17 protein-coding genes are annotated in these 20,657 nt (G+C 71.5%); 9 read left to right on the top strand and 8 right to left on the bottom strand.

From position 1 onward, the window contains the following. Nucleotides 1–93: 93 nt before the first annotated feature. Nucleotides 94–585: a single-stranded DNA-binding protein gene (locus ACFW22_RS07300; RefSeq protein ID WP_386400213.1), complete on the top strand. Its 492-nt coding sequence runs from the start codon at nucleotides 94–96 to the stop codon at nucleotides 583–585. Between the two features lie 224 nt (nucleotides 586–809). Beyond that, complete coding sequence (locus tag ACFW22_RS07305) at nucleotides 810–2,252, top strand: LAETG motif-containing sortase-dependent surface protein (protein ID WP_386400216.1); 1,443 nt, start codon at nucleotides 810–812, stop codon at nucleotides 2,250–2,252. Between the two features lie 317 nt (nucleotides 2,253–2,569). On the opposite strand, the gene ACFW22_RS07310 is transcribed toward ACFW22_RS07305, so the two are convergent. After that, entirely contained in the window at nucleotides 2,570–3,475 is a 906-nt protein-coding gene (locus ACFW22_RS07310) for a restriction endonuclease (protein WP_386400218.1), read from the bottom strand. Nucleotides 3,476–3,868: 393 nt separating this feature from the next. Between ACFW22_RS07310 and ACFW22_RS07315 the strand changes: the two genes are divergently transcribed. The 3 genes from ACFW22_RS07315 to ACFW22_RS07325 are packed head-to-tail and all read left to right on the top strand — an operon-like array spanning nucleotide 3,869 to nucleotide 4,653. Beyond that, nucleotides 3,869–4,072, top strand: coding sequence for a hypothetical protein (locus ACFW22_RS07315; RefSeq protein WP_386400220.1), 204 nt, complete (start codon nucleotides 3,869–3,871; stop codon nucleotides 4,070–4,072). A 41-nt stretch (nucleotides 4,073–4,113) separates the two neighbouring features. After that, nucleotides 4,114–4,383, top strand: coding sequence for a hypothetical protein (locus ACFW22_RS07320; protein WP_386400222.1), 270 nt, complete (start codon nucleotides 4,114–4,116; stop codon nucleotides 4,381–4,383). Between the two features lie 9 nt (nucleotides 4,384–4,392). Next, nucleotides 4,393–4,653: a hypothetical protein gene (locus ACFW22_RS07325; RefSeq protein WP_386400224.1), complete on the top strand. Its 261-nt coding sequence runs from the start codon at nucleotides 4,393–4,395 to the stop codon at nucleotides 4,651–4,653. Nucleotides 4,654–5,016: 363 nt separating this feature from the next. Here the strand turns inward: ACFW22_RS07325 and ACFW22_RS07330 are convergent, their stop codons facing one another. Beyond that, nucleotides 5,017–5,910 (bottom strand): hypothetical protein, encoded by an 894-nt coding sequence (locus ACFW22_RS07330; RefSeq protein WP_386400226.1) that lies wholly within the window; start codon nucleotides 5,908–5,910, stop codon nucleotides 5,017–5,019. Between the two features lie 405 nt (nucleotides 5,911–6,315). Continuing rightward, entirely contained in the window at nucleotides 6,316–7,239 is a 924-nt protein-coding gene (locus tag ACFW22_RS07335) for a restriction endonuclease (RefSeq protein ID WP_386400229.1), read from the bottom strand. 348 nt (nucleotides 7,240–7,587) lie between these two features. Between ACFW22_RS07335 and ettA the strand changes: the two genes are divergently transcribed. The 3 genes from ettA to ACFW22_RS07350 are packed head-to-tail and all read left to right on the top strand — an operon-like array spanning nucleotide 7,588 to nucleotide 10,339. Beyond that, nucleotides 7,588–9,252 carry an energy-dependent translational throttle protein EttA gene (ettA, locus tag ACFW22_RS07340; RefSeq protein WP_386400231.1) on the top strand — a complete coding sequence of 555 codons (1,665 nt, stop codon included), beginning with the start codon at nucleotides 7,588–7,590 and terminating at the stop codon, nucleotides 9,250–9,252. A 5-nt stretch (nucleotides 9,253–9,257) separates the two neighbouring features. Next, nucleotides 9,258–9,683, top strand: a complete 426-nt coding sequence (locus tag ACFW22_RS07345; RefSeq protein ID WP_384878603.1) for an acyl-CoA thioesterase — start codon at nucleotides 9,258–9,260, stop codon at nucleotides 9,681–9,683. Further along, entirely contained in the window at nucleotides 9,680–10,339 is a 660-nt protein-coding gene (locus ACFW22_RS07350; protein WP_386400234.1) for a hypothetical protein, read from the top strand. The genes ACFW22_RS07345 and ACFW22_RS07350 overlap by 4 nt, the downstream gene beginning before the upstream one ends. A 93-nt stretch (nucleotides 10,340–10,432) precedes the next feature. On the opposite strand, the gene ACFW22_RS07355 is transcribed toward ACFW22_RS07350, so the two are convergent. From ACFW22_RS07355 to ACFW22_RS07370, 4 genes are all read right to left on the bottom strand, one after another. Further along, a complete protein-coding gene (locus tag ACFW22_RS07355; protein WP_386400237.1) occupies nucleotides 10,433–11,401 on the bottom strand; it encodes an ABC transporter ATP-binding protein in 969 nt (322 codons plus the stop codon). After that, nucleotides 11,398–14,199 (bottom strand): FtsX-like permease family protein, encoded by a 2,802-nt coding sequence (locus ACFW22_RS07360; protein ID WP_386400281.1) that lies wholly within the window; start codon nucleotides 14,197–14,199, stop codon nucleotides 11,398–11,400. The genes ACFW22_RS07355 and ACFW22_RS07360 overlap by 4 nt, the downstream gene beginning before the upstream one ends. Before the next feature lie 77 nt (nucleotides 14,200–14,276). Then, nucleotides 14,277–17,633, bottom strand: a complete 3,357-nt coding sequence (locus ACFW22_RS07365; protein WP_386400239.1) for an FtsX-like permease family protein — start codon at nucleotides 17,631–17,633, stop codon at nucleotides 14,277–14,279. A 215-nt stretch (nucleotides 17,634–17,848) separates the two neighbouring features. Next, complete coding sequence (locus ACFW22_RS07370; RefSeq protein ID WP_386400241.1) at nucleotides 17,849–18,253, bottom strand: globin; 405 nt, start codon at nucleotides 18,251–18,253, stop codon at nucleotides 17,849–17,851. 190 nt (nucleotides 18,254–18,443) lie between these two features. Here ACFW22_RS07370 and ACFW22_RS07375 point away from each other — a divergent pair, with 190 nt between their 5' ends. Continuing rightward, on the top strand, nucleotides 18,444–19,418 hold the full coding sequence (locus tag ACFW22_RS07375) for a methyltransferase domain-containing protein (protein WP_386400243.1): 975 nt from the start codon (nucleotides 18,444–18,446) through the stop codon (nucleotides 19,416–19,418). A 3-nt stretch (nucleotides 19,419–19,421) separates the two neighbouring features. On the opposite strand, the gene ACFW22_RS07380 is transcribed toward ACFW22_RS07375, so the two are convergent. Next, a complete protein-coding gene (locus ACFW22_RS07380; protein ID WP_386400245.1) occupies nucleotides 19,422–20,651 on the bottom strand; it encodes an FHA domain-containing protein in 1,230 nt (409 codons plus the stop codon). Between the last annotated feature and the right edge of the window lie 6 nt (nucleotides 20,652–20,657).

Raw genomic sequence — 20,657 nt, forward strand, 5'->3', positions numbered from 1 at the left:
CGTCCACAGGCCCCGGCGGGGGCGTCGCGTTCGGCTCAGCATGGTCTCCACGGCGTTCCCGAGCAGCGGGGCGCAGGGAGTCGGGGGCAGGACATGAACGACACGATGGTGACGCTCGCCGGCAACGTGGCGACGGCGGTGGAGTACCGGGACACGCTGTCCGGCGGGGTGGCCCGTTTCCGGTTGGCGGTGACCGCGCGACGCTGGGACCGCGAACGGGGCCTCTGGTCGGACGGGGGCACCAGTTTCTACACGGTGTCGGCCTGGCGTTCCCTCGGGGCCAATCTCGCGGCCTCGGTGTCGGTCGGCGAACCGGTCCTCGTGCACGGTCGGTTGAAGGTGCGCGAGGAGGAGCGTGACGGGCGGCGGAAGACCTTCGTGGACGTGGCCGCAACGGCCGTGGGGCACGACCTGAGTCGGGGAACGGCAGCCTTCCGACGTGCGACGCGGACGGGGTCCCGTCCGCCGTCGGGGACGGAGGAGGGTGCGGAGCCGGGGCCGTGGACGGCGGCGGGGGAAGAGGGAAAAGAGCAGGGTGCAGAGGAGGGGAAGGCTGCTTCTTCTTCCCCGGTAACCGTGTCCTGACCTTGTGTGGTGTGGATTTGTCGACCAACTCGCTTTGCTGATAACGATTCCGATTCGGAATGGTTATCTGACCGTATGCCAGGGCACCGAGGGCCTTCGCGTCCCTAGGATTTCTGGGTACTCGTGTGGCACCTGAGCCCATCGAGTCTGTGAGTCTGCTGGCGTGTGCTCCCCCCACGCGAATCGACCAAGTTCGCGGAGTGACGCGCCCGGAGGGGAATCCAATGTTTTCTGTTCGTGGGCGAGGCGCCGCGCGCCTCGCCGCCGCGACCCTGGTCTCCGGCCTCGTCGCGGCGGGGACGATAGCGACCGCCGGCCCCGCGCTGGCCGATGAGGGCGCGCCGGGGACCGGCGGCGTCACGGCGAAGCTGCTCGGTGGCATCACCGAGGGCGGCCAGGTCGTGATCAAGGAGAAGGACGGCGGGAAGTGGCCCGTCGGCGGTGGTCTCTTCACGATGCAGGTCGAGGGTGGGGGAACCCTTCAGACCTACTGCATCGACCTCCGCACCGAGGCGAAGCACGACTTCGACTACAAGGAAGTCGGCTGGAGCGAGTCCTCGCTGCACAACAACGAGAACGCGGGCAAGATCCTCTGGATCCTGGAGAACGCCTATCCCAAGTTCTCCGCCGAAGCGCTCGGCGCGAAGCTCGGCGTGGACCTCTCCAAGGACGAGGCGGCCGCGGGCACCCAGGCGGCGATCTGGACCTTCTCGGACGACGTCAAGGCGACCCCGAAGAGCTCCGACGCGGCCAAGCTGACGAAGTTCCTCCTCAAGGAGGCGGTGAAGCTCGAGGAGCCGGAGGCTTCCCTGAGCCTCGCCCCGTCCACCGTCGCGGGCAAGGCCGGTGAGAAGCTCGGCCCGATCACCGTCACCACCAACGCCGAGAAGGCCAAGCTCCAGGCCGCCCCGGGCGCCCCGGCCGGCGTTCAGGTCGTCGACAAGGACGGCAAGCCGGTCACCGAGGCCAAGAACGGCGACCAGGTCTACTTCGACGTTCCCGCCGGCACCGCGGACGGCACCGCCGAGCTGACCGCGGAGGCCACCACCAAGGTCTCCCTCGGCCGCGCCTTCGTCTCCATCGACGGCCCGTCGCAGACCCTGATCCTGGCCGGTTCCAGCGACTCCACGGTCACCGCCAAGGCTTCCGCCTCGTGGGCCAAGAAGGGCGCCGTGCCGTCCGTCTCGGTCGCCAAGGACTGCGCCAAGGGCGGCCTGGAAGTCATCGCCGGCAACCAGGGCGACGAGGACTGGACCTTCGACCTGAAGGGCACCTCGTACACCGTTCCCGCCGGTGAGACGAAGACCATCGAGGTCCCGCTCGCCGAGGACGAGGCCTACAAGTTCACGATCACCGGTCCGAACGGCTTCGAGGAGACCTTCGAGGGCGTCCTGGACTGCAAGACGGCCACCCCGACCCCGACGCCGTCGGAGACCCCGTCCACGACCCCCTCGGCGACGCCGTCCACGCCGTCCACCACCACGGGCGGCACCACCGGTGACACCACGGGCGGTACGACCGGCACCACCACGACCGGTGGCGGCGACCTCGCCGAAACCGGTAGCTCCAGCGCCACCCCGATGATCGCCGGCATCGCCGTCGCGCTCGTCGTGATCGGCGGCGGCGCAGTGTTCTTCCTCCGCAAGAAGAAGACCGCGAACCAGTGAGGTGAGGTCCCGGTGCCGGCCTCGTCGCCGGCACCGGGGCGAGGCCCGGCCCGGCGGAGCGAAGGGCGTGGCTCCCGGAGCGGAGCGGTGATGCCGCGAAGCGATCGGCGTCGCGTCCGCCCCGCCCGTTGACCTCGGTACGACCCCGGACCGCATGCGCGTCCGGGGTCGTCGCACGTCCGCTCCCGGAGCCGCCGGACACCGGCGTTCCCGCCGGCCCCCGCCCCCGACGGGCGCCCCGCCCGGGGCGGACCACCGCCCGGCCCTCACCCGCCCGGGCCGTGGTCCGCGCGGGAACGCCGGTGTCCGGGCGGGCGTCAGCCGCCGGTGGTCGCGTACCCGTCCGCGTCGGGCCACACGACGGTCACCTTGACGTCGGCGCACAGGTCGAGGAGGTCCTGCCGCGGCCGGGAGGGGACGAGGATCGCCAGGGACGGGCGCGGGTCGATGTGGCGCCGGTAGTCGAGGAGCTGGCCCAGCGCCATCCTGATCGCCTCGCGGGTGACGGATCCCTTCGCCTCCGTCAGGGTCCCCGTGGTGAGGTCGAAGACGTCCGTGTAGAGCGGCTTCAGTTCGCCGGCCGGCGTGATGCGCTTCCGGACGACCTCGTGCCCCAGCAGCCGCAGGTGCTCGACGTAGTCGCGGACGAGGGAGGCCTCCCGGCGTTCTGCTTCGTAGGGCTCCCGCGACGGGTCGACGAGGGCGCGCTCGGTGTGGTGCTGTTCGACGTCCACGTCCTCCACCACGAGGGCCTTGGGCGGGGTGTGGGGCAGCTGCACGCCGACCGCGGGGGCGGCATCGACGGGCTGGAGCCGGAACATGATCACGCTGCGGATGGGGCCGTCGCCGGTCTCGGGAGCGTCCGTCAGGTACCAGGGGTCCTCGTCCGGCAGGACGAACTCGCCCAAGTACGCACAGGTGCCGGAGGAGACCCCGCGGAAGAGGCGCAGCGCGCGTCCCTCTTCCTTGTGCTTGAGGATCGCGAGGTTGCCCTGGGTCATCTTCTGGTCGCCCACCTGCCCCTCTCCGGCGTAGTGGTAGCAGCCGTCCTTGCCCCAGCCGTCGAAGTAGCCGTGCTTGTGCCCCTTGGCCGGGTCGGTGAAGAGCAGCACGTTGGCGGTGACCCGGGAGGGGCCGATGCCCCCCTGACGGCGTCCGCCGTAGACCTCGTGGATCTCGACCCGCTTGAGCGGCTTGCCGACCTCGATGTTCCAGTCCGTCATTTCATCCCCGAATTTTAGATTAGATGTGAGGGGTAAAAATTTAGCGTATGAAGGTTCGGCGGTTCAACCTAAAGGGCTTTTCCGGGTGTCGGAGCAAGGGCTTCCGAAGCGGGGTGGCGGGGAGCGGGCCGTGCACGGGGACGAACGCAGGGACGCGCGGGGGTCCTGGGGCGGTCGGCGGAGACCGACAGTGATCGAGTCGCTACCGGAACGGTCCGGGAACCCGCAGGTCAGGGCGTCACCCACCCACTGGTTCGCTCCCGGGGGTGGCGGTCAGGCAAGATGGGGGGCAAGGCGCGCCGTGGGGAAGGCCGGCGGACCAGTGGCCCACGACAGCTCCACCCAAAGCAATCCACCGACCTCCGCTGTACGGTGACTGCCGAGGGGGCGGGCATGAGCGAGCAGGACCTTTCGGCGTACGCATCGATGTGGACCACAGAACGCGACCAGTGGGAGCTACATCGCTTCGACGACACCTACCTACCGATCATGAAAGGGGACCCGCCGATGGCGTCACTGATCTGTGATGACGAACTGGCGGACGTAGTGGTCACGAGAATGCTCGCAGCGGGAGTCGCCGTGGTGACCTCGGAGTGATCCCAGGCGTGTCCCAGCCGACCGTCGCGTACCGTGACCGCGTGGACGACGAATCGGTGCTCATCAAGCTCACGCGCGACCAGGCGTTCGTCCTGTCCGACTGGCTCTATGACGTCATGATGCGGTCCGACAAGCTGGACGCCATCGTGCCGGACCGCGCGGTCTGGTCCGGGATCTACGCGATCTCCGGCACCCTTGAAATGACGCTGCCTGAAGTCTTCATGCCGGACTACGCCGGCCGCCTGGACGAGGCGCGGCAGCGTTTGCTCGATGCCATGGGCGGCGAAGAAGCAGACGACCGACCACGCTAGGGTCCAGCCATGTCAAACGGTGCGCCCGATCCCTTCAACGAAGTCATGACGCGAGAGTCCCTTGTGGCCATGATCCAAGGCCTTTGCGACGACTTCAGACGACGAGGCGAGGAGTGGGAGAACCGCACCGTGGAGGACTACCTCGATGCGCTCGCCGCGTGGATCACTGACTCGCCCGGCTCGTATCGGAACCTCGGCGAAGAGATGCCGTCGGGCGGCGACTGGACGTTCTTCGCTCGGGCACTCAGCGCGGCCGTCGTCTACGAGTAGCCGCAGGGCCGTGCCCCTGCCGTGCCCGATCGCCCGGTAACTGATGGGCAACTATGGCGGTTGACGGACAGCGCGCATGAGAGCGGCCCCCGACCGAGTTGCCTGGTCAGGGGCCATTCACCTGCGGTGGGTGTGGGATTTGAACCCACGGTGACTCGCGCCACGACGGTTTTCAAGGTCGCTCACGTGCGCTCGACATGGACGCCCGGCACCGCGCCTGCTCGACGGTGTTTGGGTCGACGGCAGATGGGATGGAAGCAGGGGTAGTCACGGGCGAGGGCTCCACGCCCCAGTTGGTCGTGGAGCCCCTGTTCAAACCGCACCCAGCCGCATCAGAGCGGGTAGGCGTGTGGAGTGCTGCTGTCAGTCGAACGCCAGCGAGAGGGGTGTGTCCCTCGCTACTGCTCCATTTCGCTGAAGGAGCACCAGGTCGCCGACCGTGGCCTGACGCGTCAGGCCCAGCTTCTCAATGGGGACTGTCCCCGGAAACTGAGTCGCTGCGATTAGCGTGACGTGGAGTTCACCGTCAGACGAGATGACTGCAAGTGCGCCAGAGAGCTCGTCGGTGGTGAGTTGTGCAAGGACCTTTTCAAGGGGATCCAGGAGTACCGCGCATACCACCTTGAGGCGGTGCGCGTATCTCCTTGGAAGCGCCTGAAGGTCCTCCATGAATGAGGAATGCTGGATAGCTTCCCTCAGTACATTCATGACCTGCATGCGGTCATCGAAGCGATCGTCCTGCTCGGCCACGACCTCGAGGGTCGGCCTGCCTGTCTGCTGGGCTTTGAGCGTCTGCAGGATGATCATGTCGATGATCAGGGCTTCGTCTCGGCTCGGACGACGGACGCCATCGCCAAGGTCTCGACTCTCCAACCACTCGTTCACCTCGGCCCAGCGCCAGACTTGGGACTTCCCTACGATTCCTTCAGGAGTGGGGAAGCTGTCAGGTGCATTGCGCGCGCCGGAAGCCCATTGGGCAACGTTCTGGCGAGTCCGATTGATGCGATTGGCGATATCTGAAATGCCAACGAGGTCGGCATCGAGTCGAAGGACTGAAACCTGCGGCAATTCCTTTTTCAGGGAATTGATGACCGCGTGGGCGGCCGTTATCGCATCGTTTCCCTCTCCTGTCACTACGAGGACTTCTCTCCCGGATTGGGAAAAGAGAAGGGCGTCGAAGTTTTCGTACAGGATTTCCAGCTTTTCTGCATCATTTACCGAGATGCCGTCGACGATAAAGCTGTACTCAAATTCCATCGTCGTCGCTCCCTCCATGCTCGGTATCCTGCCTGTCAGTCTCCGGCAGCGTTGCTCCGTTGTCAATTGACAACGGGCCGAACGGGCCGTCGCGGGTCGCCCTCGGGGAGCGGGCAACGCTTCGCCGCCTGAGAGATCCGTCGCGCAGCGTTACTGGGGTTCTTTGGGGTGCCTGGGACGGGGATGGTGAGGCAGGTGTCCTCGCAGGGGCAGTGCAGGGTTCCCCAGTGCCCGCCCGATGTGATCCTCCAGCCCGCGGCGACCAGATCCTTCAGGACGTCCCGGAGGTCCTTCTTGGTGTGGGATGACGGGTCCAGCTCGTGTCCCCCCATCGAGGGCCCCCTTACTCGTGCCGCGCGAATCGCACGATTGTACTGGCGTTGTCCGTGTTGCGCTGAACTGCTCTCAACCTGAGAAGAGTTGACTCAAGTCTGAGGAGCTTGAGAAGTCGTTGCCTGTGGGCCAGATGACCGCGATGTCCATGTCTCTGCAGAGGTCGATCAGGTCCTCCCGCGGCCTGACTGGCACTAGCAGGGCCAGTCGCGGTCGTGGCGTGATGTGCCGCCTGTAGTCCATGAGTTGCCCCAGGGCCATCCGGACGGCTTCGCGAGTGACTGAACCCTTCGCCTCGACGAGGACGCCGGCAGTTCGGTCGAAGATGTCCGTGTAGAGCGGCTTCAGTTCGCCCGGTGGGACGATTCGCTGGCGCGCGATGTCGTGGCCCTGTAGGCGGAGATGCTCGACGAAGCTGCGAACAAGGGCTGCTTCGCGACGCTCGGCCTCGTACGGCTCTCGCGATGGTTCTACGAGAGTGCGCTCCGTGTGCTGCTGCTCGACGTCGACATCGTTGATCACGAGCTCGGTTGGGGGCGTGTTGGGTAGCTGGACGCCCACGGCTGGCGCGGCCTTCACGGGGCGCAGCCGGAACATGATCACGCTGCGAATCGGGCCGTCCCCGGTCTCTGGGGCGTCGGTGAGGTACCACGGTTCGCCATCGGCCAGGGTGAACTCGCCGATGTACTCGCAAACGCCGGACGAAACGCCGCGGAACAGTCGCAGGGCGCGACCCTCCTCTTTGTGATTGAGGATCGCGAGGTTCCCCTGCGTCATGCGCTGGTCGCCCACCTGCCCTTCGCCGGCGTAGTGGTAGCAGCCGTCCTCTCCCCAACCGTCGAAGTAGCCGTGCTTGTGGCCCTTGGAGGGATCGGTGAACAGGAGGATGTTCGGCGTGACGCGTGAGGGGCCGATCCCGCCCTGGCGTCGCCCTCCGTAGGTCGCGTGGATGTCGACCCGCTTCAGCTGCTGGCCAACCTCGATCTCCCAGTCCACGAGACCTCCACTCCTCCCATGTAGGGCGACTTTTTAGGTCGGAAACGACGCCTAAAAAGGTAGCCCATGATCCAGGGGGAAGGGAAGCGGGATTTCTGAGGTGTGCAGGGAGGCGGCACCCCTGTGGGCGCGTGGGAGCCACGCGGGCGGGCGGAGGCCGGGTCGTCTGTGGGCCGTGCGAGGGGGCTCAGGGGTGGCCGGTGGCGACCAACGGTGACAGGTCGGCTACGAGGGTGACCCAGGAACGCGCAGGTCAGGGGGTCCCCCACCTACTGGTTCGCTCGTGGGGGTGGCGGTCAGGCAAGATGGGGTGTATCTGCCCACTCACTCTTTGCCGGACGGTTTCTCTTGGCTGAGTACATCTACACGATGCGCAAGACGCGCAAGGCGCACGGCGACAAGGTCATTCTGGATGACGTGACGCTGAGCTTCCTGCCGGGCGCGAAGATCGGTGTGGTCGGCCCGAACGGTGCCGGTAAGTCCACCGTGTTGAAGATCATGGCGGGCCTGGAGCAGCCGTCCAACGGTGACGCCTTCCTCACGCCCGGCTACTCCGTCGGCATCCTCATGCAGGAGCCGAAGCTCGACGAGTCCAAGACGGTGCTGGAGAACGTCGAGGACGGCGTCGCCGAGATCAAGGGCAAGCTCAACCGGTTCAACGCCATCGCCGAGGAGATGGCGACGAACTACACCGACGAGCTCATGGAGGAGATGGGCAAGCTCCAGGACGACCTGGACCACGCCAACGCGTGGGACCTGGACGCCCAGCTGGAGCAGGCCATGGACGCGCTGGGCTGCCCGCCCGCCGACTGGCCGGTCAACAACCTCTCCGGTGGCGAGAAGCGCCGCGTCGCGCTCTGCAAGCTCCTCCTGGAGGCGCCCGACCTGCTGCTCCTCGACGAGCCCACCAACCACCTCGACGCCGAGTCCGTGAACTGGCTGGAGCAGCACCTGGCCCAGTACAAGGGCACCGTCGTGGCCATCACCCACGACCGGTACTTCCTCGACAACGTCGCCGAGTGGATCCTCGAGCTCGACCGCGGCCGCGCCCACCCGTACGAGGGCAACTACTCGACCTACCTCCAGAAGAAGGCGGAGCGCCTCAAGGTCGAGGGCAAGAAGGACGAGAAGCGGCAGAAGCGCCTCAAGGAAGAGTTGGAGTGGGTGCGGTCGAACGCCAAGGGGCGTCAGGCCAAGTCCAAGGCCCGTCTCGCCCGTTACGAGGAGATGGCCGCCGAGGCCGAGAAGATGCGGAAGCTGGACTTCGAAGAGATCCAGATCCCGCCGGGCCCGCGCCTGGGCTCCGTCGTCGTCGAGGTCGACAACCTCAACAAGGCCTTCGGCGAGAAGGTCCTCATCGACGACCTGAGCTTCACCCTGCCGCGCAACGGCATCGTCGGCGTCATCGGCCCGAACGGCGCCGGCAAGACCACGCTCTTCAAGATGATCCAGGGCTTCGAGACCCCGGACTCCGGCGACATCAAGGTCGGCGAGACCGTCAAGATCTCGTACGTCGACCAGGGGCGCGCCAACATCGACCCGAAGAAGACCCTCTGGGAGGTCGTCTCCGACGGGCTCGACTACATCAACGTCGGCCAGGTCGAGATGCCCTCGCGGGCCTACGTCTCCGCGTTCGGCTTCAAGGGTCCGGACCAGCAGAAGCCGTCCGGCGTGCTCTCCGGCGGTGAGCGCAACCGCCTGAACCTCGCGCTCACCCTCAAGCAGGGCGGCAACCTGCTGCTTCTCGACGAGCCGACCAACGACCTCGACGTCGAAACCCTCTCCTCGCTGGAGAACGCGCTGCTCGACTTCCCGGGCTGCGCCGTGGTCGTCTCCCACGACCGCTGGTTCCTCGACCGAGTGGCCACGCACATCCTGGCCTACGAGGGCGAATCCAAGTGGTTCTGGTTCGAGGGCAACTTCGAGTCGTACGAGAAGAACAAGATCGAGCGGCTCGGCCCGGACGCCACCCGTCCGCACCGCGCCACGTACAAGAAGCTGACCCGAGGCTGAGGTCAGTGACCAGGCACATCTACAGCTGTCCCCTGCGCTGGTCGGACATGGACGCCTTCGGGCACGTCAACAACGTCGTCTTCCTGCGGTACCTGGAAGAGGCGCGGATCGACTTCATGTTCCGACTGGCGCCGGGGGACGGCTCCCCCTCGTTCTCCGGCGGGTCCGTCGTGGCCCGGCACGAGATCGACTACGTGCGGCCGCTGGTCCACCGGCACGAGCCGGTGACCATCGAGTCGTGGGTCACGAAGATAGGCGCGGCGTCACTGACGATCGCGTACGAGATCAAGGATCCCGACGTGACCTACGTCCGGGCGTCCACGGTCGTCGTGCCCTTCGACCTGGAGGCGCAGCGCCCGCGCCGCATCACCTCCGAGGAGCGCGAGTTCCTGCAGGAGTACGTCGACGACGGGATGAGCTCCGCCGCATGACCGTGCTCGCCCCGCTGCACTTCGCCGACGCCAGGGAGGCGGCGGCCCTCGCCGCCTTCCTCACCCGGCTCGTCCACTACGACCGGGCCGCCGCCGTCCGCCTCCGGGCCGGCGGCGGGGCCCTGGCCGTCTTCGGACGGCCGCCGTCGTTCGAAGTGCTCGCGATCCGCACCGCCCGGCTCGTCGACGAGGTCGCGTTCGACCTCACCGTGTCCGCCGGTGAATTCCTGGACGGCATCGAGGAGTCGGCGGGCAAGGCGGTCGTCCCCGGCTCCGTCACCGGACCGCCCTGGGCCGGAGTCCTGCCGCCGCGCGGCGGTTGGCAGCCCGTCTCCGGGCTGCCCGGCGTGCCCGAGATGCGGGCCGTGGTCGCCGCCGCCGTCTCCGAGTTCCGCTCGCGGGACGAGGAACTGCCGGAAGAGCTGCGGACCAGGGCGGAGCGCGACCGGATCGGCCGTGAGATCTGGGCCCGCACGCTCGGCTCCACCGGACTGCCCCTGCGGGCCGTGCACGCCGCCCAATCGCTCGGCTTCCTGCCGCCCGGGGAGGCACCGGTGGCCCTGTTCGCCTCCGGGCCGTGGCTGCGCCTGCGGACCCCCTACGGTTCGATCGCGCTGCGCACCGTGTCGATGTCGCTGAGCGTCGCCCCCCGCTGACCGGCGTCGAGGTCGAGGGTCGACGCGCCGGGGACGGGCCCGACGCCCCCCCGTCGTGCCGCGCGGCCCGGGCGCCGGGCCACGCCCCGGCCCTCAGCCGTCCGCTTCGTCCGGCCAGACCCCGATGTGGTCCCGTTCCAGTTCCAGGGCGACCCGGTGTTCCATTCCCAGGGCCTGGACGTAATCGGCCGGGAGCTGGAGGCGCCCCGCACGGTCGAGCATCGCGTACTCCCGTGCCACCAGGGACTCCTGGCCCTGCGCGTCGACCTCCGTGCGGCGCAACACCTCGGAGGACGTGCGGCCGTCCCGGATGGCGACCGTGCGCCGGACCTCGGAAGCGACGGCCTGGTCATGGGTGACGATCACGATCGTCGTGCCCAGCTCCTCGTTGGCGCGGCGGAAGGCGGCGAAGATCTGCTCGCCGGTGGCCGAGTCCAGCTCGCCCGTCGGCTCGTCGGCGAGGAGCACGGCCGGGTCGTTGGCCAGGGCGACCGCGATCGCCACCCGCTGTTGCTGTCCGCCGGAGAGCTGGTGCGGGCGCCGGTCGCGGAGCTCCGGGACGCCCAGCATGGCGAGGAGTTCCTCGGCCCGCTGGGCCTTCTGCCGGGAGCGTCCCCGCAGCTGCATGGGCAGGGCCACGTTCTGGGCGGCCGTCAGATAGGGCAGGAGGTTGCGGGCGGTCTGCTGCCAGACGAAGCCGACGACTTCGCGGCGGTAGCGCAGCCGCTCCTTGCCGGCCATGCCGAGCAGGTCGCAACCGGCGACCCGGGCCGCACCGGCGGTCGGCACGTCCAGGCCGGCCAGGATGTTCATCAGCGTCGACTTGCCGGAACCGGAGGCGCCTACCAGGGCCATCAACTCGCCCTCCTTCACCAGCAGGTCCAACCCCTGGAGTGCCTGCACCTCCACTCCGTCCGTGGTGAAGATGCGGACGAGACGGTCACAGGCGATGAGCGCGTCATGACCGTACGAGGGGCGGTCGCGCCGTGTGGTGGCCCGCCGCTCCAGTTCCTCCAGGGTGGTGTCGGAGGGGGCCGTGGGGGCCGTACCGGTCTTCGTCATCGTGCGTCTCCTGCCCTGAGTTCCTGGATCGAGCCCCTGCGCCCCGCCCACCAGGCCTGTCCCGCCGCCGCGAGCCCGGTCAGGGCGACGGCGGCGAGGGCGGGCAGCAGCAACGACCACGGGTCGGCCCGCAGCGGGGCGCTGCCGAGCGGCGCCAGGCCCGGGGTCGTCGCGAGCGCCAGCTGGAACAGGTCGATGCCGGGGGCGAGCAGCGGCACCGTCGCCCAGCCGACCAAGAGGCCACCAACCGCGGCGAGGACCGCCTGGGGCAGCGCCTCCAGGCCGAGCAGCCGTCTCGCCTGCTTCCTGGTGAGGCCCATCGTCCGGAGCCGGGCCAGCAGCGCCCTGCGCTCGGGCGCGCCGTGGAGGAGGGAGAGCAGGACGGCCACGACGGCGTAGCCCGCACCGGCCCCGATCGCACCGAGGTAGACCTCCTCGGCGCCCGACTGGAGCGGTGAGTTCACGTACGCGGCCCGCCCTTCGCCGCGCATCGCCACCGAGAGGGTGCGCGACTTCGCCTTCACGACGCTGCGCAGCGCATCGCCGTCCACCGGCCCGGTGACGAGCAGCGTGGTGGTCGCCCGGTGGGTGAGGTCGGCGCCGTTGACGAGGACGAAGTGTGCGCCGGGCACGGCCGGGGTGGCGGAGCGGACCGCGACCACCTTCACCCGGAAGGTGCCGGATGCCGAGACGACCTTCAGCGGTGTCTTGCCGAGCCGTTCGGCGACGGTGGACGAGACGACCGCGGGCAGCACCCGCTCGGTGTCGGCCACGGCCCCGGCACCGCCCTTCCCGGTGGAGGCGAGCAGTTCGGCGGGGAAGGGACCGAGGTCGGTGCCGGCCGTGAGCCGGGCGTACGAGGCGGGGTCGACGCCCACGAGCGGGGCGCTCGTCGACCCGGTGGAGCTGCTCTGCGGGGAGGACAGGGAGACCCCGTACTCGATCTGCACCGGGGCCAGGTCCCGCACCCCTGCCGTGCCGCGCACCGAAGCGACGAGCCCCTCGGGCAGCGGGGTCCACGCGACCGGTCCGTCGATCCGGGCGTCCGCGCCGGTCGCCAGGAGCGCGGCCCGGTCGCGGGCGTCGGCGACGCCCGCGAGGACGGAGCCACCGAAGGCCGTGGTGCTCAGGGCGAGGACGAGCGCGAGCAGCGGGAGCATGCCCGTGGACGGGGCGCGGCCGGCCCTGGCCAGGGCCAGCGGCCCGATGGCGCCGCGCAGTCGGCGGGCCGGGCGGGTCAGCCAGCGCAGCGGCAGCGGGTAGATCCGTACGAGCACCAGGGCGGCGATCGCGCCGACGAGCACGGGCGCGGCGCTCACCAGGTGGTCGCCGGAGTCGGAGGTGCCGCGCAGGCGCAGTGAGGCGACCGCACCGACGGCGAGCACGAGCAGGGTGAGTTCGAGGACGGCGCGCCGGGGAGAGGGGCGGGCGGTGACGAGGTCGTTCCTGCCTCCGTGGAGGCGCGGGCGGCGGTGCAGGACGACCGCCCGCACGGGCAGCACCAGCATCGCGAACAGGGCGACGGACAAGGCGGCGAGGAGGGAGGGGCCGAGGGGGATGCCGTCGGAGCCGCCGTCGGGCGGCCGGACCGTGGCCACGGCGAGGCCGAGGGCGAGCGCGGCGGTCGGGGCGGTGACGACGGCGGTTTCGCCGAGCAGGCGCAGCCCGATGCCGGTGAGCGAGGCGCCGCGGGAGCGGAGCAGGGCGAGTTCGCCGTCGCGGCGGGCGACGAACAGGCCGCCGGTCATCGCGAGGACGACCGCTGCGACCGCGCCGATGCCGAAGACGGCGACGGCGACGACCGGGCCGATCGCCCCGCGCATCGAACGGTACGCGTCGACGATCGTGTCGAGTCCGGTGGTGAGGCCTGCGGTGGGCCCGACGACCGCGCGCACCTTCACCAGGTCGGGGCCGCTGGACAGGGAGTCCAGTGCGGTGGAGAGCCGGTCCGCGTCCCGTCCGGTGAGGTGGTCGCTCGTCGGCGTGAACCTGAAGTAGACCTCGGGTTCGCCGGTGGTGGAGAGCACGGCGGGTGCCGAAGCGGGGGAGAGGAGCAGGGCCGCCTGCCAGTAGTACCTGATCTCCTCGCCGACCACCGGGGTGAACGAAGGGGTGCGCAGCAGCGGTTCCACGGCCCAGTAGGGGGACTCGGGGCCGCGGGGTTCCACGATGCCGGTGATCGTCACGGCGACCGGCTCGGGGGTGACCCCGCCCGGCACGTGCACGACGGAGCCGGGCTTCAGCCGCAGGGCCCCGGCGGTCTCGGCGGTCACCACGGCTTCGGGGGCGCGGGGCGTGCCGGCGGCCGGCCGCCCCTTCGTCAGCGTGCCGTGCTCGGTGAGGCCGGACGGGGAGGAGAGCACGAACTGGGGAGGGAGCCCGTCGGGGCGGGGCAGCCACGCGTCGGTTCCGGTGACCCGTTCGACGGTGCGGATGCCGTGGACGCTCTGCCCCGGGTCGGTCCGCAGTGGCTGGGGCAGCAGGGCGCGCACCTGGTCCCGCTGGTCCTGCAGGACGCCGGGGGCCAGGAGCTCCTCGCGCCGGGACAGCGTGAGGTTGGCGGCGGGCGGCTGGGTGGTCAGTTCGAGGACGGAGTCGCGCGGAGCGGCGCTCCGCACGTCGTGCCGGAGGCCTTCCGCCTCGTAGCGGTCGACGGCGCGGGGAAGTGCTGCCGCGAGGTACGCGGTGACCAGGACGAGCAGGGCGAGGGAGGCGGCGGCGCGGGGCGCGGTGCGCAGCCGGGTCCGCACCCAGGGAGCCACGGGGCGGGCTGGTGCGTCGGACCGGGACCGGGGCATGTCGGGGGCCTTCCTGCGGGCGGCGGGCACGGCGGTGCCCTCGTGGTCGTCCGCGCCGCGCGGGTCCGTCGGCGCCATCAGCTCTCCCCCCGGTGGCGCAGGGCCACGACCGGGTCGGTGCGGCGCAGGGCGATCGCGGCGACGGTGGCGAGCGGCAGGGCGGCGACCCCGGTGAGCAGCAGGGCCATCCGGTCGAGGGGGAGTTCGACGAGGACGGGGGGGACGGGGCGCCCGGCCTGGCCGGTGAGGACCACGAGCGGGACGACCGCCCGGGCCAGGACGGTGCCGAGTCCGGTGCCGACGAGCAGTCCGATGCCGATGAGCACGCCCTGTTCGGCGGCGATCAGACGGGCGAGGGTGCGCCGGGGGGTGCCGAGCGCCCGCAACACGCCGAACTCGGCGGACCGTTCCCGCATCGCGCCGGCCGAGCCGACCGCGAAGCCGACGGCGGCGAGCGCGGCGGCGGCAGCGGCGACCGCCATGAGGGCGGAGTGGGGACCGGCGCCCAGCGGATCGCCGAGGAGCTCGGCGGCGATTTCGTCGCGCACCAGGACCTGGGTCGGTTCGGTGCCGGCGCGGGCGCGCAGGACCGCGGCGACCTCGGTGCTGCGGCCGGGGGCGACGTCGAGCCACCATTCGGTGGGCGGTGCGGTTGCGGTTCCGCCGGACCCGGCCGCCAGGAACCGGTTGACCGAGGCCAGGTCGAGGAGGACCGCACCGCCGTCCTCGGGCGTGGTGGCCGTGCCGGGCGCGGCGGCGGCCCGGCTGCCCGGCCCGGTGGTCGGCAGCGCCTTGACCACCCGGTCGATGGTGACGCCGACCTGTCGACCGCCGATGCCCACCTCGATCGGGTCGCCCGGCTCGGCGCCGGTCGCGGTCATGAAGGCTTCGGTGGCCACACCGGTGAGCCGGGCGGGGGCCTCCGGCGCGGGGGCGGTCAGCCGCAGGACGAACCCGTCGCGCCCCGTGTGGGACCCGATCGCCGGGCCGGTGAGGGGGAACGGCAGGGAGTACGGGGCGGGCCGGTCGCCGGGGGCCGCCGTGTCGGCCCGGCCCTCGATGGTGCCGCCGTCCGTCTCGATGCCGTGGTCGACCTGTGTGACGGCGGTGGCCCAGGAGGCGAGGAGCCGCGTGGGGGAGTGGGCGCGGGGGGTGCCGTCGGCGGCCTCCGTGGTGAGGCCCTCGACGTGGAGGACCTGGGTGTGGTCCGCGCCGTCGGCGATCGTGCCGGCGAGTTCGAGACGGGTGAGGGTGAGGAGGCCGCCGGAGCCCCGGTTGCCCCCGGTGCCGGGCGCGGCGGTCAGGGAGCCGAGGTCCAGGCTCATCCGGTGGCGGCGGTCGTCGGAGGGCAGAGGGCCGAGTGCCTGACGGTACGGGACGCCGCTCGGATCCTCCAGGACGGCCGTGACCCGGGTTCCGGTGGTGCCGGCGGGGGCGGTCATCCGCAGGTCGAGGTGGAGGCTGCTGGTTCCGGCGGGCAGCGGAAGACCACGGGGTGCGGTGTCTCCCGGGTCCAGCGGGGCGAGCAGGGAGCCGACCGGGACGTCGGCGAGGTCGGGGCGCAGCAGCAGGCCGGCGGCTCGGGGGGTGTCCACGGCGAGGACGGTGGCGTTCTTGCCGGACACCTCCAGGGAGGTCCGGTGCACCGGGGCCACCGCCTGCACGCCGGGCACGGCGGCCAGTCGTTCGGTCCGCGTCGGCTCGCCGGGCCCCGCGCCGAAGACGCGGACGTCGGTGCCGGCGCGGAAGTCGGCCTGGTCCTGCTGCGAACGCTCCCACGAGACGCTCTGCCCGATGGCCAGCACGCCCATCGCCACGGCGAGGACGAGGAGGAGGACCGGGCCCGCGCCGCGCAGCGGGCGGCGGCTGAGCTGCCAGCCCGCGAGGGCCGCGGAGAGGCCGCGCCCGCCGGCCGCGTACCGTTCGGCGAGTTTGGCGGCGGGCGGCAGCAGGCGCAGCGTCAGGACGGTGCCGGCGAGCAGGGCGAGCGCAGGTGCGGCGACGAGCACGGGGTCGATGGAGCCGCCGCCGGTCGTGCCCGTGGCGGGGGTTTTGTCGGCCGCCGGCCGTTGGAGCTGCCCGTACGCGATGACCGCGACGGCGAGCAGGCCGAGGTCGGCCCCGGCCCGTACCGGGGTGGGCAGTGCGGCCGAGCGGGTCTTGCGCAGGGAAACGGCGGATCCGTCTCCGGCACCGAGCGCAGGGGCCACGACGGCCGCCGCGCAGCAGAGGGCGACCCCGGCGGCGACCAGCCACACCCGGAGGGAGGGCGAGGAGTCGAGCTCCACGCCGAGCGCGGCGAGTGCGGACCGTTCGGCGAAGAGCCGGGTCAGCGGTCCGGACAGCAGGGGGGCGGCGAGCGCCGCGGGCAGGGCGAGCAGCAGCGCCTCGCTGGCGGCGAGCCCCGCGATCCGGCGCCGCGAACCGCCGCGGGCCCGCAGCAGGGCCGTTTCCCCGGCGCGCTCGGTGCTGAGCAGCCGGGCGACCAGCAGCAGCGCGTACGCGGCGAGGAGCACCAGTTGCACGGCGACGACGAGGAGGGTGGAGCGGGAGACGAGCAGGGCCTGCCGGGTCTGGTCCAGGAGGGTCGGCAGCGCGGTCGACGTGGAGATCGTGGTGCCGAACGCGCCGGTCTCGCCGGCCATTTCCTTCGGACCCGCGAGCGCGGCGGCACGCAGGGCGTCGATCCGGTCCGTGCCGAAGCCGGTGTAGTCGGCGGAACCGAGCCAGGAGGTGTCGCCGGAGCTCAGTGCCCCCGAGGCCAGGACGGCCGGGTCGACGAGCAGCGGTCCGTAGGTGGTGAACGCGACCGTGCGGACGCCGCGCCCGCCCGCCGGATCCAGCTGCCAGTACGCGGAACCGGTGTCGCGGGGCCGGTACACGCCGGTGATCCGGACCGTGAGCCCGCGGTCGTCGAAACGGTCGGTGAGGTCGAGCAGGGTGTCGGGGCCGATGCCGAGACGCCGGGCGGCTTCTTCGGGAAGCGCGGTCTCCAGCACGCCTCCGACCCGGGTGGGCGAGGGCCAGGCGCCCTTCACGAGGGAGAGCTGCGTGCGGTCGAGCGCCGCGAAGTCGGCGAGGTCGGGGTCGTCCGTGCGGGCTGCGGATGGTGGGAGCCGGCGGGGCAGGGCGTACGGCCCGGAGCGTTCGAGTCGCCACACCGTCACCGGAAGCCCGTCGAAGGTCTTCCGCATCCCGTCCTGGACGGCGGCCTCGGCGCTGGCCCGCTTGTCGGCCGGCACCTGCCCGCTCACGAGGAGCGAAGCCGAGGCTGCGGACCGGCCCCGCAGCGCGGCCTGGAGCGCCGCGTCCCCGATCGCCGCGGAGAAGGCGGAGAGGGTGGCGAGCACCGAGGTCGTCAGGAGGACGGAGAGGAGTGCGGCGGAGAGCAGGAGCCGGTGCGCCCTGATGCGCAGAAAAACGAACCCCGTCACCCATCCCCCTGGCCACCCGGATCGGGGCCCGCCCGCCGAACGGTCTTCGTGCGCCCCCGAAAGTCTTTTCGGATGCTTTCAGAAGGCGTGCACCGGGGGAAACCGCTTGCAGGGCCACCTTGATCCGATCGTGACCGTCATGCGGGATCGCGGCTCCGGAATGCATTCATCCGCGGGTGCTCCGGAGCCGGGTGCTCCGGAGCCGGGTGCGGACCTCAGCCCGCCGTGTTCACCATCGAGGCCGCCGCGTACGTCAGATAGCGCCACAGTTCGCTCTCGTGCTCCGGGGCGAGGGCGAGGGAATCGAGGGCGGCCCGCATGTGGCGGAGCCAGGCGTCGTGGGCGGCCCGGTCCACGGTGAACGGCGCGTGGCGCATCCGGAGCCGCGGGTGGCCGCGGTGGTCGCTGTAGGTGCGGGGGCCGCCCCAGTACTGGATCAGGAAGAGGACGAGGCGTTCTTCGGCCGGGCCGAGGTCCTCCTCGGGGTACATGGGACGCAGCAGCGGATCCTCCGCGACGCCCTCGTAGAAGCGGCGAACCAGGCGGCGGAACGTCTCCTCGCCGCCGACCTGTTCGTAGAAGGTCTGCTCCTGCACCGTTTCCCCGGGAATCTCGTTCACCGTTCCATCGTCTCAGATGCCCGGACCGAGGACGTGGGGCTTAGGACCACTTCGGGCCACCGCCCCCGACGGCCCCGGACGCGCCCCGACGGGCGCGGACACGCCCTCGCCGGCTCCGGACGCGCTCCGGACGGGGCCGTGGCGCCGGCGGCCACTCGCCGGCTGGCCCGGACGGCGGGAGAGTGGGGGCATGGGTGCGCTGCGGGACGAGTTCGCGGAGGCCGGTGCGCGGGAGCGGCGGGCGCTCGTGCGGGAGATCGAGGCGAGCGGCCTGCTGCCCGATCCCGCCTGGCGGGCGGCCTTCGCCGAGGTGCCGCGCCACCTCTTCGTCCCGTACTACTACGTTTCCTCGTCGGGCGGCTACGAGCGGCTCTGGTCCGGCGACCCCGATCCGGAGCGGCGGGACCGCTGGCTGCGCGGGGCGTACGCGGACACGGCGATCGCCACCCGGATACGGGACGGGGAACTGGTCTCCTCCGCCAGTCAGCCCTCCCTGATGGCGCTGATGCTGGATGCGTTGGACGTGCGCGAGGGGAACGGGGTCCTGGAGATCGGCGCCGGCAGCGGCTATCACGCGGCCCTGCTCTGCCACCGCCTCGGTGAGGGGCGCGTCACCACCGTCGACCTGGACGGGGAGATCGCCGAGTCCGCCCGGGGCCACCTCGCCGCCGCCGGGTACCGGCCCGCGGTGTTCACCGCCGACGGTGCCCGCGGCTGCCCCGCGCGCGCCCCGTACGACCGGATCGTGGCCACCTGCGCGATGCCTTCGATCCCGTACCCCTGGCTGGCCCAGTGCCGGCCCGGTGCACTCGTCCTCGCCCCGCTGTCCACCGGGCTGCTCCTGCTGCGGGTGCACGGTGCCGCGCACGCGGAGGGGCGCTTCCTCGCGACCTCCGCGTACTTCGTGGGGCTGCGGGGCGCCGCCGCCCGGACCGGGGAGCCCCGCGGTCCGGGCCACGGCCCGACCGGAGACGAACGCTTCCGCTTCCTGTGGGGGCTGGTCGGCGGGGCCGCCCTCGACCGGCGCGAAGCGCTCTCGCTCTGGCTGCGCGAGGGGCGGCCGGAACGGGAGCGCTTCGGGGTGACGGTCAGCGACGACCGGCAGTGGGCCTGGCTGGACGACCCCGGGGGGCCCTATGCCTGGCCCCTGCCGGAAGCCGTCTGACGGTCAGCCGCGCCGGACGGTGATCGTGGTCCAGGCCCCGACGTGCACCCGGTCGCCGTCCTGGAGGGGGACCGGGACGTAGGGCTGGATCGGCTCCTCGCCGCCGTTGACCGTGGTGCCGTTGGTGGAGTTCTGGTCCACCACCGCCCACGAACCGTCCGGCTGCTGCACCAGCACCGCGTGCTGGTGGGAGACGCCGGGGTCCTCCGGCGGCACCGACAGGTCGATGTCGGGGGACTCGCCCGTGGAGTGACGGCGGCGACCGATGGAGACCTGGCCGCCCTGGAGCGGCACGTGCTTGTCCGGCGAGTACGCGGGCAGGTTCAGGCCCGTGGCCTCCGGGCCGCTGCGCTGCATCATCGCCATGAAGTAGGTGCGGTCGGGGCCGATGACGGCGGTCCAGCGCTGTGGCTGCTGCGGCTCCTGCGGTCTCGGCGGCTGGAACGGCTGCTGCCCCTGCTGCGGAGGCGGCCCCTGACGGGGCGGCTGTTGCGGGGCCTGGTGCTGGGGCGGGGCCGGAGGGCCCTGCGGGGGGCGGTGCTGCGACGGCGGCGACAGGACCCAGTCGTCGTCCGCGCGCGGCTGCGGCGGTGCGGGCGGAGCCGGGGCCTGCGCGCGGGCCGGAGCCTCGCGGTACACGGGCGGCACCGGCGGTTCGCCGCCCTGCTGGCCGCCCGGCGGCTGCTGGCCCGGCGGGCGCTGGGGCGGGTTCTGGTGGTGCGTGGACTCGGCGCCCAGCGGCTCGGCCGGACGGTTCACCTGCGAGGGCCGCGAGCCCTGGTAGCCGAACGGGTCCGACGGCTGCGGCGGGGCGGGCGGCGGGGTCTGGAAGCCGGGGGGCAGGTTCGGGCCGGGCGGCGGCCCGGGTTGCCGCGGCGGGGCGTTGTGCGGGGCCAGTGGCGTGTACGAGGTCGCCGTGTTCGTGAGGAAGTTCCAGCGGCACTCCTCGCAGAACGGTGCCATGTGCTCGCGCGGCGTGCGGCACTGGGGGCACAGTTCCGCCTGGGCCGTCGCGTTCGGGTCGCCGCCGGGACCGAAGCCGCCGGGAGCCGCCGGCGCACCCGGCGGTGGGGTCTGGCCGGGGGCGGTGGGGCCCGGGTATCCGTACGCGGGCGGCGGCGGGGGAGGCGGCGGTACGGCACCCGCCGGCGCACCCGCCCCGGCCATGCGGTGGCCGCAGACCTCGCACCAGTCGTCGGAGACCGACTGGTGTCCGTTCGGGCAGGTCGGCATGTCGGT

This window comes from Streptomyces sp. NPDC058872, assembly GCF_042743065.1.
In the GTDB taxonomy this organism is placed as follows: domain Bacteria; phylum Actinomycetota; class Actinomycetes; order Streptomycetales; family Streptomycetaceae; genus Streptomyces.